The following is a 12,998-nucleotide window of genomic DNA, read 5'->3' on the forward strand; positions in this document are numbered from 1 at the left end:
CACCAAAACTTTCATCTATATGAGCAAGTTGGGACGGATCGTGATTATATTTTCTCTTCATGAGGGAGGCTTTTTTACGATGAGTACGGTAGACCGTATCTTAGATAAAGCCCTTCGGGGCGAACGTTTGGACTTGGAAGACACGATTCAGCTGTTTGAATCCAATGAAGTAGACAAAATCGGGGCAGCCGCCAACGTGATTGTAAAACGCATGCACCCCGAACCATACAGAACTTTTGTAATTGGGCGTAACGTCAACTACACGAACGTGTGTGATGTGTACTGCCGTTTTTGTGCTTTCTACCGCAGACCTGGCTCTGACGAAGGATATGTACTTCCCGATGAAGTCATCTTCCAGAAGATTCAAGAAACCGAAGACGTGAATGGTACCGAGATTCTGATGCAAGGTGGAACGAATCCGAATCTGCCGTTTAGTTATTACACCGACCTGCTCAAAGCGATCAAGGAGCGTTTCCCTAATATTACGATGCACTCCTTCTCGCCAGCCGAAATTATGAAAATGGTTGAAGTGTCCGACGGTCTTACTTTGGAAGAAGTTGTACGTGCAATTCACGAAGCGGGACTCGATTCTCTGCCTGGTGGTGGTGCCGAAATCCTGGATGACCGTACACGCCGCAAAATCAGCCGTCTGAAAGGTTCATGGCGTGATTGGATGGACGTTATGCAGACAGCTCACCGTATCGGTATGAACACAACGGCAACGATGGTTATCGGCCTTGGTGAAACGATGGAAGAACGCGCACTGCACCTGCTTCGTGTACGTGAAGCTCAGGATGAGTGCATTGCGAACAAGTATGATTCTGAAGGATTCCTGGCGTTCATTCCTTGGACATTCCAACCGGATAACACAAACCTGAAGCTGGAGCGTCAGACGCCAGAAGAGTACCTGAAGACGGTAGCGATCAGCCGACTGGTATTGGACAACATCAAAAACATTCAATCCTCATGGGTAACGATGGGACCTGAAGTCGGCAAAAAATCACTTGAATTTGGCTGCAACGACTTTGGTAGCACCATGATTGAAGAGAACGTGGTATCTGCTGCAGGCGCAACGTACAAAGTCAACATTGGTTCCATTACGCAACTGATTCGGGAGTCCGGTTATATTCCAGCACAGCGTAACACGAGATATGATATCCTGCGGACGTTTGATGAGAATAATGCCATTCAACAAGATTTTGTAATGCAGAACTAATATTTATTTTATAGCACATCACGCTGATGAAATGAATGGATAAGTTCATTCAGTCAGTGTGGATATGAAGTCCGTTGATTACCCTTTATAAGGGGAATCGGCGGACTTTTTAATTTCACTTCACACCAAGCGATAATTCACAGATCATCAAACAGTACATAATACGCATTTGGCGATATTTTAGTTTGAAATTCAACTGTTACAATGAAAGAACACGTGAGTATGCAGACATGCTGGGAAGGGGCAGGCCGATGAAAACGAGAAGACTTGGTAAGACTGGACTGGAAGTACCTGTGCTGAGCTTTGGAGCATCCTCTCTAGGTTCAGTATTTCGTGATATTGACCGAGGTGAGGGTGTTCGTACGGTTCACGCCGCTGTAGATGCAGGGATGAACTATATAGATGTTTCGCCCTATTATGGATTAACGAAGGCTGAATCGGTGCTTGGAGAAGCCATCCGTAGTTTGCCACGTAGCTCGTTTACGTTGTCGACCAAGGCTGGACGTTATGGGGAGAATGCATTTGATTTTTCGCGTAAGCGGATACATGATAGTGTACAAGAAAGTCTGGGTCGACTGCATACTGATTATATCGATATCCTGTTCTTGCATGACATTGAGTTTGTCCCGGCCGATATTATTATTGAAGAAGCTTTTCCAACCTTGCTTCGCCTGAAAGAGCAGGGAGTCATTCGCCATGCAGGGATTTGTGGCTTACCGCTGCCGTTATTCGAAACAGTGTTGCCACAGATTGATGCTGACGCCATCATTTCCTACTGCCATTATGCATTAAATGATACTTCACTGCTGTCCTTGCTGCCCCTTTTGGAAAAGAAAGAAGTTGGCCTTGTGAATGCTTCGCCACTTTCTATGGGCTTATTAAGCACAAGAGGAGCTCCTGCCTGGCACCCGGCAGATGATCGCATGAAGCAGATCTGCCAGCAAGCGGCGCAGTTCTGCGCGGAACAGGGCACTGATATTGCGAAGCTTGCCGTGCAATTTGCAACAGCCAATGAACGGATTCCAACAACATTGGTCAGCAGTGCAAGTGAACATAATATCCGCAACAATGCAGCCTGGATTGAGGAACCATTAGACCAGGAACTGTTATCAGAGGTGCTGCGTATTCTGGCTCCAATTCGTAATGAGAGCTGGGCCAGCGGACGCCCTGAATATAACATTGAACATAACATGAAGTCACAAGCATCATCCGAGGGGGAACAGGAATGAGAGCTGTTATATGTGAAGAAATAAATCGTTTGGCGTTGCGAGACATAGCTGAACCTGAAAGAAACGAGAAACAGGCGCTGGTAACCATCCGCCGAATTGGAATCTGTGGCACAGATCTGCATGCCTACAAAGGTAATCAGCCTTTTTTCACCTATCCTCGTGTACTGGGTCATGAGCTTGCAGGAATTATTGAAGAAATTGGGGACAATGAAGCGGGACTGAAGAAGGGAGATCAGGTTAGTATTATTCCATATTTGCATTGTGGTCATTGTATCGCTTGTCGATCAGGGAAGACGAATTGTTGTGTGTCCATGCAGGTGATGGGTGTACACGTGGACGGCGGCATGCGAGAGAGAATCGTTGTGCCTGTCTCCCATCTGATCCAAGCTGAAGGACTTACACTGGATGAAACTGCGATGGTAGAACCGCTCAGTATTGGTGCTCACGCGGTCAGAAGAGCAGCCCTAAGGCCTGGTGAACAGGTTGTTGTCGTTGGAGCTGGACCTATTGGTCTGGGTGTGATGGCATTTGCCAAACAGGCGGGTGCTCGGGTCATTGCTATTGACCGGAATCTGGACAGGCTGGAACTTAGCCGCACATGGGCCGGAGTGGATGCTATGGTTCAGGCCAATGAACAAGCGGCACAGCAAGTTGCTGAAATCACGAATGGGGACTATGCGACGGCTGTCTTTGATGCAACAGGAAACATGCAATCGATGAATAATGCCATCCAGTACGTGGCTCATGGTGGACAATTAATCTTTGTTGGACTAGTCAAAGCCGATATTTCCTTTCATGATCCAGACTTTCACAAGCGTGAGATGAGCATTTTAGGTAGCCGAAACGCCACACGGGAAGATTTTGAACAGGTCATGTCGATCTTGCGGGAGAAGAAGTTGAACATGGACGGCTACATCACACACAGGACGAGTTTTGATCAATTGCCTGATTCGATCGACACCTGGTTACAACCGGATTCGCATGTAGTGAAAGCGATAGTGGAGTTATAAAAAGAATAACTGAAAAAAACTCTCTCTGATCCTGAATGAATGGTTAACATCCATGGGAAATCAGAGAGAGTTTTTGTGCGCCTAGCCTATAGAAATCTTGATTATTTTTCCGGGTTCGTCACAATACCTGCATGTGGATCAATATGACGCACAATGGATTTGAGCCAGATCATTTCAAGGAAATGAATCTCATAGTAGAGTGCTCCCGGAACGTGTTGGATCCAACCTTCAGCTACAGCAGGGTGTCCTGAATCCGCTGAAGGATCCAATGTTCCAGGTTCACGGCGCAGCCGTTTACGGATGGCTTTTTCAACTTGAGCGCTTTGTGTGGTTAAAATACATATTTTGCGCTTAGCTGTGAATCCGCGGAATGCAATATACACCATTTCATATGCAATGAGATAAGCAATTACCGAGTACATCGCTTGATCCCAACCGAAGACAACACCAGCGGCGGTTAGAATCAACAAGTTGAGCAGCATGATTATTTTTTCGATAAGCATCCGTTTCCCGCTAAATACACGTTCAGGTGGACGGGAGGACGGATCACCGATTTCCAGCGTATCCAGTGTCCCACCATACCGCACGACTAGACCGATTCCTAGACCGAGACATAATCCGCCAAACATGGCGGCAGCCAGCGGGTGCTCGACAAGCGGCGGCATGGGATGAAGCACAATGGCACCAATCGAAAAGACAACCAAACCCAGAACAGTGACCAGTACGAATTTCTTTTGCACGAGTCTATAGGACAGAAAAATAAATGGAACGTTGAACAAAAACAGGAACAAACCAATCCTCATTTCGGTCCAGTGGGCGAACAACGAAGAGATGCCTGTAATGCCTCCAATAATGATCTTATTGGGATGTAGAAACAATTCAAGTCCCACGGAGGCCAGAATTCCACCCGCTATTACAAACAATAAATTCAACATGCGACGGGCAGATGATAATCTGGTCTTGGCGGTTTGTGGCACCGGATTAGCCGATATCAGAGGTGCTTTCATAGGTCATCCTCCTTTGTGCGGCTTTCGTGCAATTCTCCCTGGGTTAATCACAGAAAGATCGGCGGTAGAGCCGCGATTACGATACGTTGTCTGTCTGAACAGACAAGGGGGTTACCCTTCTTTCTGTAAAACCTTCGGTTCTTCTTTCTTTTTCCGAGGATCCTTGAACTTGAATATTTTGTCCAATAAACGGAATACATGTTTGGATTCTTTGGTTAATAAAGGACCCAGAATGGCCAGAATTAGGACATAGAGCGCGGCAAACGGTTGAATCATTGGCAACAGTCCCCCGGCTTTACCCATGTTGGCCAATATGATGGAAAATTCACCCCGTGACACAATGGTTAATCCAATATTCGCCGATGCTTTGGGAGATAGTCCTGCACTGCGTCCGGCCATCATACCTGCCAGGAAGTTACCGAACAATGTAATAACAACTGCAATCAGAGCTAACCATACGGCTTCGCCACCCAAGGACAACGGATCAATGGACAATCCAAAGCTGAAGAAGAAGATTGCTCCGAAGAAGTCACGGAACGGTAGAATCAAGTGCTCAATCCGTTTTGCGTGTTCTGTTTCAGCAAGCACCAGACCAACCAGTAATGCACCAATCGCTTCGGCAACATGAATGGTTTCAGAGAAGCCGGCTACCAGGAACAAGGCTCCGAATACAACGAGAGAGAATAGCTCATTCGATCGAATTTTAAGCAATTTGTTTAGTAGCGGTGTTGCTTTGCGTCCAAGGATAATCACGATAAGCATGAATCCGAGAGCAATAAGTGCGGACATGATGACGCCTCCGATGGAGGATGAATCACTAAGCACAAGTCCGGACAAGATCGAGATATATACAGCGAGGAATACATCTTCGAACATAATAATACCCAATATCATCTCTGTTTCCGGATTGGCCGTTCGTTTCAAATCCACGAGTACCTTGGCCACGATGGCACTGGAAGAGATGGTAGTTATACCTGCGATAATAAGTGCTTCTGCAACTGGGAAACCGGACATAAAACCGAATATTAATCCCAGCGTAAAGTTAATGCCGATGTAGATCGAGCCGCCAACTGCAATAGAGCGACCCGATTTAATTAAACGACCTACCGAGAATTCAAGTCCAAGGTAGAAGAGAAGGAACAGGATACCGATCCGGCCCATAAATTCAATAAAAGGCTGACTCTCAATAAAGCGGAAGTCCAGATGCCAGATTTTCATAGCATGTGGCCCAACAGCCATCCCGATCAGAATATAAAACGGAACGACCGAAAATCTTAGTTTTGCCGATAAAAGGCCGGCTGCCGCAATGAGCACAAGGGCCAGACCTACTTCGAATATCAAATGATCCATCTATTTACCCCCTTCCAGTCAGGAGGAGGGATTTAAACAGTTTCTGCTGATTGCGTTCGCCAACGGCTACTACCGTGGACTCTGCACTAATCACGACCTCCGGACCGGGGCTGATATGTTTTTTGTGATTCTTCTCTACAACGGCAATAACCGTTGCCCCTGAGTTTTGACGTACGTCCAGTTCACCAATTGATTTACCGATACATCCGTAGGATGGCTCGATTTTGTACCATTCAATAATCAGATCGTCAAACGTTACTTCAATATTTTCAAGCTGCTTTGGTTTATAGGTCAATCCACCAACGATGGCAGCAATCTGTCTTGCTTCATAGTCATCAAGTGTAATCATGGAGATGCTTTGGTCTGGATCATCGTACTCAAAATGGTACATTTCCCGGCGACCGTCATCGTGAATAATGACAATAATTTTATCTCCACTGCTCGTTTCAATCTGAAATTTCTTGCCGATTCCCGGCAAATCTGTTTCGCGTACATCCATGGATAGTATGCCTCCTTATATTGAGGGCTGGCCACAGAAGACAGGCTTATTTCCCGAAAATAGAATGAACTGTTGCGCTTAGGAACATTAAATGATGCGGGTAAACAGAGCCAGGGACTCCTGACACACAGCCTTGTGTTGTGAATTTTTAGAAGATGGGGATAACAAAATAGACGTTAACAAATAGGTGTTGCCAAATAAAACTGATCGATATCTAACATTTGCTAAAAGGATTAAAAGTTATGCACAAGCACACCGTCTCACAGACAGAGGTGTCTCCATGCAAAGCAACCTAAATTACGGTGTAACGGCTAGCTAAGAGCGTTCACGTAAATTGGTGCTATCGGGGTGGGAGATACATACATACTGGTGAATTTGATGGGTAGCAGAAATAATCTGCGTTTAAACAGACAAATCAACGGTTTAAAGGGTAGACGCGGTGTAGGAATTCGCAGCATTAGCAACAAAGCGAGCACAAGAAAGACAGGTTTGTTATGCGTGACCGCAATCAACTTCGACATGACTTGTGGGTATTTGCGAATGGCAGGTTTCTGCTGAGACTCCAAAGTGTGGACAAGCACTTCCTTGTTGGAAGTCGTCTCAACGGTTACCTCGACAGCGGATTCCGACTGCATCGGAATAGGGAAGGACAACGCTTGGAATACGCACAAAATGATAATAAAGGCGTAACGGAGTATTCTTGGTTGTTGTCTCATTTTGGCTTCCCCCCTTTTCCGTGAAACATACTGTTATAAAAATAATAACACATTTTTGTCTTAACTCCAAACAGATTGATAATATACTGAGAAATCATGACACGCTTTCCATCAATCCGCTTCGTATATCCCTATCAGCCTTGCCATATACTTTGAACAGGAAGGAAAGGAGTGATTCTTATGGAACTGTTCGCCGTATGGACCGATGTATCAGGGCAGGAAGAAGCGGATCAATTTTATCGTTGTGTGAAGGAAAAAACCAAAGGTTTACATATAAGCAAAAGAGGATTTCGGCTCACCTTCAAACATAATGACGGAAGAGCGGCCTGGGTATGCAGAGGCAATGAGAATCACGCTGACTTCCAGCAGTGGTTGCCCCAGATCAGTGATTTGCTTGCCAACGGACTTGCAGATTTCATTATGGATACGCGTGAACGTATTATGGTGGAAGAGATGATCTCAAAGGCCTGCTCAGTCATGGATGAACATGAGGTGGAGAAGGTAAACCGGATATGCATGCCTTTATTATTCAATGGTGACTTGGATCAACCAGGCCTGCGCGAGCGTCGCCGTAACACTTTGGCCAATGGATTGAAGCAGGATTTGGAAGAGGTGCATTTTTTTCATCTTGAAGGCATTCTTAATTTCCGGATTCGGCCATATAAGCAGGAACTTCACGAGCTGGTAGAGTATGCACTGGATGAATTCTGGATGGATCGTCAATATGAAGAGTTTATGGGGCTGCTCAAATATTTTGTGTTCTTTCAGGAGGCGAAAGTACCTCTTGTGCATTTGATACACAAAGGATTACATGAATTTCAAGTATTGGATGCTGCGCTTAATGTGCTGCCCGTACAAAAGGATGAACAGGTCGTCGTGGAGATGCCGGGGCTTGAATTGGAAATGGATATTGAAGATATGATCGTGAGTACGCTGATCTCCATCTCACCTGAAAAGGTCATGCTGCATACACGTACTCCTGATCTGCCTATCATCTCTACGATCCGTCAGATCTTTGAAGACAAGGTGCAATTATGCCATCATTGTCCTGAGTGTGAAGTCCTGCGCTCCGGATTGTTGACAGGTCTTGACGCAAGTGATATCGGCAATTATAATAACTGTTGATCCATGATTTATTTGAGTTGTTATGGAACAATAAACAAAAGCGTTGACAAAGACAAGAACCATACGCACGGTCGGTGCAGAGAGAGGGAACCAGGCTGAAATTTCCTCCGGATGCCACGTTTGGTTTACCCCTTTGGAGCTGCAGTTTTGAAAATGGATATAAATATTGCCTCTATAATACAGGTAGTCATCCATGAGTAAGGATATGCCGGGTCATGCCCGTTACCGTCATGCCAATGAGGGCTGTACTTCCAATATGGATGAAGCAGCTGAATTAGGGTGGAACCACGAGAGTATACAACACTCGTCCCTTTGCCGGGACGGGTGTTTTTTGCGTTCCTTTGCAAAATTGCAGGAACAGCAATAGATTATCCATCCATGAAATACATGGACAGAGGTTGAATTTACAGGAGGAATGAGACAATGGCAGTTAACATTAAACTACCCGATGGTTCGGTTCGTGAGTATGCCGACGGAAGCAGCATTGAAGATGTGGCCGCTTCGATTAGCAGCGGACTTCGCAAAAATGCCGTAGCCGGCAAACTGGATGGAATCGTAGTGGACTTGTCCACAACACTTCATGAGGGAGCATTGGTGGAGATCGTAACACTGGATTCACCAGAAGGTCTGGAAGTGATGCGTCACAGTACAGCTCACTTGCTCGCTCAAGCTGTGAAGCGTTTATATGGAAACAAAGAGGTTCATCTCGGCGTTGGTCCTGTCATTGAAGATGGTTTCTACTATGATATGGATCTAGAACAACCGCTCAATCCAGAAGATCTGCAAAAGATTGAGAAGGAAATGGAACGTATTGTTAATGAGAACTTGCCAATTGTACGTAAGGAAGTTAGCCGCGAGGAAGCGATCAAAATCTTCGAAGAAGTGGGCGATCCTTACAAGCTGGAATTGATTCGTGACTTACCAGAAGACAGTGTTATCACTATTTATGAGCAAGGTGAATTCTTCGACTTGTGTCGTGGACCACACGTGCCATCCACCAGCAAAATCAAAGTATTTAAACTGATGAATGTTGCCGGTGCTTACTGGCGTGGAGATAGCAAAAACAAAATGCTGCAACGTATTTATGGTACAGCTTTTGTGAAAAAAGCACAGCTTGATGAGCATTTGCACTTCCTGGAAGAAGCACGTAAACGGGATCACCGTAAATTGGGTAAGGAACTCGAAATCTTCACATTCTCCCAACTGGTTGGACAAGGCCTGCCAATCTGGTTGCCTAACGGTGCGAAGCTGCGCCGGACGTTGGAGCGTTATATCGTGGATCTGGAAGAGAGCCTCGGATATCAGCATGTATACACACCGGTGCTTGGTAATGTTGAGTTATACAAAACATCCGGACACTGGGAGCACTATCAGGAAGACATGTTCCCTAAAATGGTTATGGACAATGAGGAACTCGTTCTTCGTCCAATGAACTGTCCTCACCACATGATGGTGTACAAGTCCAGCATGCACAGCTACCGTGATCTGCCGATCCGGATTGCCGAGCTTGGCATGATGCATCGTTACGAAATGTCGGGCGCGTTGACAGGTCTGCATCGTGTACGTGCGATGACGCTGAACGACTCTCACATATTCGCACGCCCGGATCAGATCAAGGAAGAGTTTGCTCGTGTTATTGAGCTGATTCAAACGGTTTATAAAGATTTCGGCATTCACGAATATCGTTTCCGTTTGTCCTATCGCGATCCTCAGGATACCGAGAAATACTTCCAAAACGACGAGATGTGGGAAATGTCCCAACGCATGCTGCGTGAAGTTGTGGAAGAACTTAACCTTCCATTCTATGAAGCAGAAGGCGAAGCGGCATTCTATGGTCCAAAACTGGACGTTCAGATCAAGACAGCACTGGGCAAAGAAGAGACATTGTCTACTGTTCAATTGGACTTCCTCTTGCCAGAGCGGTTTGAGCTTGAATATGTGGGAGATGATGGACAGAAACATCGTCCGGTCGTTATTCACCGCGGTGTAATCAGTACGATGGAGCGTTTCACTGCATTCTTGCTGGAGAACTTTGCAGGGGCTCTGCCACTGTGGTTGTCTCCTGTACAGGCGAAGGTTATTCCGGTATCCGGCAACTTCGACGACTATGCACGTGAAGTGGAAGCGAAGCTGAAACGTGCGGGTATCTCTGCTGAAGCGGATCTGCGTAACGAGAAGCTTGGTTATAAAATCCGTGAAGCACAGCTTGAGAAAATGCCTTATATGTTCGTCGTTGGTGAAAATGAACGTAATGCAGAGGGTGTATCTGTGCGGAAACGTGGAGAAGGCGATCTCGGCATGAAACCTGTGGACGAAATTGTAGCCCAACTTAAAGAAGAGATTGCAACAAGACTGGTGTAATCCTGAATTGTAGCTTCTATAATAAAGAACCGTTTAAATCGTATTGGAGTAAAATCCAATGGTTTAGACGGTTTTTTTGTTGTTTTAAGGTTTTCTGGATATCCGATTTAAAAGCCTTAATAGGTGAAAAGTATAGAATTTTTTCATTTTGGAAAACCTTTGCAGTAAGGGGGAGGTTCTATAATGAAAAAGCAATTCTTAATTCAGAAGAAAAACATAAGGTTCATCATCTCTTGCTGTGTGGTGCTCACTGGAATAGTCTTAGGCTTGAATCAGGCAGAAGCATATACCTTTGAAGAGGAAAATGAAGTCATGTATGTGGAGAATCGGCATAGCGAAACTTTAGGAGAGCTTGAAGGTGTACATTCAGAAGCGGCAGTGTATGAATACAGCGATCAGGCTCAACTCACTACTTTGGTCTATATGGGGTTTTTGTGGTCTCCACAGCCTATTGTTATTCCACGGCCGGAAGTTCCGGAGAAGCAGACCGGAGTTGACCCATCCATGCCGGTACTCGCTCCGCGTACAGAACAGGTGTTGGATACACACAAGGTGACGGCTACCGGATACACTGCAGGTGTGGAATCAACCGGAAAAGGTCCGAAACATCCTCAATACGGAATTACGTATTCAGGTGTAAAGGTGCGCCGTGATAAAGAAACAGTTTCGACAATTGCAGCTGATCCAAAGCTGTTCCCACTGGGTTCCATTTTATATATTCCCGGTTATGGCTACGGCATCGTTGCAGATACGGGCTCGGCGATCAAGGGCAATAAAATTGATCTTTATTTCCCAACAACAAAGCAAGTATATAAAGAATGGGGCAAAAAGGACGTCGAAGTACAGGTGATCAAACAAGGTGCTGGAAAATGCACTGAAAAAATGCTGGAAGAGTTATCGGAAGCTATCGATGTGTACAAATCCGTACCCGATTCATGGCTGGACAAGGCCGTATAATGATGATGAATTTTAATACATGAATAACGCACGCGCACTCTTCACATAATACTCTCTGGGGACGAACCCCGCGTTGCAGACATGCAATGTAAATATGAAGAGAGAGGTGATCGTCGTGGCTAAGAAATCTCAAGGTTCACAAACGCCAAACGAGAAGTACAATGCAGAGTTTGGAGAAGAGAATGCAGCAAGCAAAGTGAAGCAATCGCACCAAAACAAAGTGAAGGATAACTTCCAAACACCTGATGAAAAATACAATGCTGAGTTCGGTACTGAGAACACAGGCAAAACACAAAAGTAAATCAATGCACAAACACCTTGGAGAATTTCTCCAGGGTGTTTTTAATATTTTACATAAATAACCTTCCGCCTCGGTCTGGAGACCGAGATCAATTCCATCTGCCGCCGCTGTTAACCAATCCTTGTCTGATGTAAACTGGATACAGAATACAGACAAAGGAGACATGAGCGATGAAACGATCTACGCGGGACCGCTGGTGGGTTGGCATTCCTCTTATTGCGATTGGCGCAATAATATTGTTCAGGCAATTGGGCTATGACATAGATATCGGATACATGTTCAGAACATATTGGCCGTTATTTTTGATTTGGTGGGGTGTAAAAGGGTTAACCGAAATTCGGCGTAATGGGAGTCATGCATTGATTGGACCGGCCATTGTACTGGCGATTGGTGGATACTTCTTGGCACGCAATCTGGGGTGGATTGATTATTCCATGGGCGAGTTCATTCGCTACCTAATTCCGGTAATGCTGATTGGTGGGGGATTGTTCGTTCTGATCGGACCCCGTCGTCGTGACCGGAAACACCATGACCAAGTACCACCGCCTCCTCCACCGGAGCCACCTTATAAGCCATTGTCCCCTGAGGACCTGGAAATGCCGTCTTCGTTTGATGAACAGTTCGAGAAAACATTTGGCAAACCGGAACAGGAACACAAGAATGATTCACATGGCTCATTCTATACAGATAAGGAAGACCCTAAAACACACGGACATCAACACCATCATAAACATCAACATCATCATCACAAGCATAAAGGTTACGGTTCAAGTAAAAAGGAATATGAAACATTTGATCACGATGACCACTATGATGATGATCCGAATTACTATGGTGGCCATGGGAATACAATTAACAAATCGGCATTTATCGGTGATATGTATATGGGACAGGAAGTGTTCTCCCTGAAACCGATGAATATTTCGGCATTTATTGGCGATACGGTGATTGATTTGACGAAGGCGCAAATACCTTACGGTGAGACGAAAATTAACATTTCCTCTTTTATTGGGGATGTGAAGGTATTTGTTCCTGAAGATATGGATCTCGGTGTGACTGTGACGACAAACTCGTTTATTGGGGACATGTCGCTGTTAAATCAAAAACGAGGCGGATTCCTAAGCAGTGCTCAGGCTGAAACGGCGCATTATCGCGAAGCAGGAAAAAAAGTACGGATTGTCGTTAGTGTGTTTATTGGAGATGTCAAAGTGAATAAGGTGGGTTAAC

13 protein-coding genes are annotated in these 12,998 nt (G+C 45.4%); 9 read left to right on the plus strand and 4 right to left on the minus strand.

The window, feature by feature from the left end; all coding sequences use genetic code 11:
* Positions 1-79: 79 nt before the first annotated feature.
* The 3 genes from mqnC to HP548_RS32320 all read left to right on the plus strand — a co-directional run bounded on the left by mqnC (position 80) and on the right by HP548_RS32320 (position 3,455).
* Positions 80-1,216: a cyclic dehypoxanthinyl futalosine synthase gene (gene mqnC, locus HP548_RS32310; RefSeq protein WP_063564227.1), complete on the plus strand. Its 1,137-nt coding sequence runs from the start codon at positions 80-82 to the stop codon at positions 1,214-1,216.
* A gap of 251 nt (positions 1,217-1,467) precedes the next feature.
* Entirely contained in the window at positions 1,468-2,445 is a 978-nt protein-coding gene (locus tag HP548_RS32315; protein WP_175383952.1) for an aldo/keto reductase, read from the plus strand.
* Complete coding sequence (locus tag HP548_RS32320) at positions 2,442-3,455, plus strand: zinc-binding alcohol dehydrogenase family protein (RefSeq protein WP_175383953.1); 1,014 nt, start codon at positions 2,442-2,444, stop codon at positions 3,453-3,455. The genes HP548_RS32315 and HP548_RS32320 overlap by 4 nt, the downstream gene beginning before the upstream one ends.
* Before the next feature lie 101 nt (positions 3,456-3,556).
* Here HP548_RS32320 and HP548_RS32325 read toward each other — a convergent pair whose 3' ends face one another.
* The 4 genes from HP548_RS32325 to HP548_RS32340 all read right to left on the minus strand — a co-directional run bounded on the left by HP548_RS32325 (position 3,557) and on the right by HP548_RS32340 (position 7,027).
* Positions 3,557-4,462 (minus strand): YitT family protein, encoded by a 906-nt coding sequence (locus HP548_RS32325; protein ID WP_076289902.1) that lies wholly within the window; start codon positions 4,460-4,462, stop codon positions 3,557-3,559.
* A 111-nt stretch (positions 4,463-4,573) separates the two neighbouring features.
* Positions 4,574-5,812 carry a cation:proton antiporter gene (locus tag HP548_RS32330; RefSeq protein WP_076289901.1) on the minus strand — a complete coding sequence of 413 codons (1,239 nt, stop codon included), beginning with the start codon at positions 5,810-5,812 and terminating at the stop codon, positions 4,574-4,576.
* Positions 5,813-5,816: 4 nt separating this feature from the next.
* Positions 5,817-6,311: a cation:proton antiporter regulatory subunit gene (locus tag HP548_RS32335; protein WP_053780467.1), complete on the minus strand. Its 495-nt coding sequence runs from the start codon at positions 6,309-6,311 to the stop codon at positions 5,817-5,819.
* Between the two features lie 311 nt (positions 6,312-6,622).
* Complete coding sequence (locus HP548_RS32340; protein ID WP_076289900.1) at positions 6,623-7,027, minus strand: hypothetical protein; 405 nt, start codon at positions 7,025-7,027, stop codon at positions 6,623-6,625.
* 180 nt (positions 7,028-7,207) lie between these two features.
* Here HP548_RS32340 and HP548_RS32345 point away from each other — a divergent pair, with 180 nt between their 5' ends.
* The 6 genes from HP548_RS32345 to liaF all read left to right on the plus strand — a co-directional run bounded on the left by HP548_RS32345 (position 7,208) and on the right by liaF (position 12,997).
* The gene (locus HP548_RS32345) at positions 7,208-8,152 is read left to right on the plus strand and encodes a putative sporulation protein YtxC (protein WP_076289899.1); all 945 of its coding nucleotides are present in this window, start codon (positions 7,208-7,210) and stop codon (positions 8,150-8,152) included.
* Positions 8,153-8,345: 193 nt separating this feature from the next.
* The gene (locus tag HP548_RS32350; protein WP_175383954.1) at positions 8,346-8,519 is read left to right on the plus strand and encodes a hypothetical protein; all 174 of its coding nucleotides are present in this window, start codon (positions 8,346-8,348) and stop codon (positions 8,517-8,519) included.
* A 56-nt stretch (positions 8,520-8,575) separates the two neighbouring features.
* The gene (gene thrS / locus HP548_RS32355) at positions 8,576-10,513 is read left to right on the plus strand and encodes a threonine--tRNA ligase (RefSeq protein WP_064639432.1); all 1,938 of its coding nucleotides are present in this window, start codon (positions 8,576-8,578) and stop codon (positions 10,511-10,513) included.
* A gap of 183 nt (positions 10,514-10,696) precedes the next feature.
* Positions 10,697-11,470, plus strand: coding sequence for a 3D domain-containing protein (locus HP548_RS33575; RefSeq protein ID WP_306553832.1), 774 nt, complete (start codon positions 10,697-10,699; stop codon positions 11,468-11,470).
* A gap of 115 nt (positions 11,471-11,585) precedes the next feature.
* Positions 11,586-11,771, plus strand: coding sequence for a hypothetical protein (locus HP548_RS32365; RefSeq protein ID WP_076290141.1), 186 nt, complete (start codon positions 11,586-11,588; stop codon positions 11,769-11,771).
* 170 nt (positions 11,772-11,941) lie between these two features.
* A complete protein-coding gene (gene liaF / locus HP548_RS32370) occupies positions 11,942-12,997 on the plus strand; it encodes a cell wall-active antibiotics response protein LiaF (RefSeq protein WP_076289898.1) in 1,056 nt (351 codons plus the stop codon).
* Position 12,998: the final 1 nt, after the last annotated feature.

It is taken from the genome of Paenibacillus taichungensis (genome assembly GCF_013359905.1).
Taxonomy (GTDB): Bacteria; Bacillota; Bacilli; order Paenibacillales; family Paenibacillaceae; genus Paenibacillus; species Paenibacillus taichungensis.

Coding starts and splice junctions, on each gene's coding strand:
- mqnC (WP_063564227.1), top strand. CDS start 80: ATGAGTACGGTAGACCGTATCTTAGATAAAGCCCTTCGGGGCGAACGT.
- HP548_RS32315 (WP_175383952.1), top strand. CDS start 1,468: ATGAAAACGAGAAGACTTGGTAAGACTGGACTGGAAGTACCTGTGCTG.
- HP548_RS32320 (WP_175383953.1), top strand. CDS start 2,442: ATGAGAGCTGTTATATGTGAAGAAATAAATCGTTTGGCGTTGCGAGAC.
- HP548_RS32325 (WP_076289902.1), bottom strand. CDS start 4,462: ATGAAAGCACCTCTGATATCGGCTAATCCGGTGCCACAAACCGCCAAG.
- HP548_RS32330 (WP_076289901.1), bottom strand. CDS start 5,812: ATGGATCATTTGATATTCGAAGTAGGTCTGGCCCTTGTGCTCATTGCG.
- HP548_RS32335 (WP_053780467.1), bottom strand. CDS start 6,311: ATGGATGTACGCGAAACAGATTTGCCGGGAATCGGCAAGAAATTTCAG.
- HP548_RS32340 (WP_076289900.1), bottom strand. CDS start 7,027: ATGAGACAACAACCAAGAATACTCCGTTACGCCTTTATTATCATTTTG.
- HP548_RS32345 (WP_076289899.1), top strand. CDS start 7,208: ATGGAACTGTTCGCCGTATGGACCGATGTATCAGGGCAGGAAGAAGCG.
- HP548_RS32350 (WP_175383954.1), top strand. CDS start 8,346: ATGAGTAAGGATATGCCGGGTCATGCCCGTTACCGTCATGCCAATGAG.
- thrS (WP_064639432.1), top strand. CDS start 8,576: ATGGCAGTTAACATTAAACTACCCGATGGTTCGGTTCGTGAGTATGCC.
- HP548_RS33575 (WP_306553832.1), top strand. CDS start 10,697: ATGAAAAAGCAATTCTTAATTCAGAAGAAAAACATAAGGTTCATCATC.
- liaF (WP_076289898.1), top strand. CDS start 11,942: ATGAAACGATCTACGCGGGACCGCTGGTGGGTTGGCATTCCTCTTATT.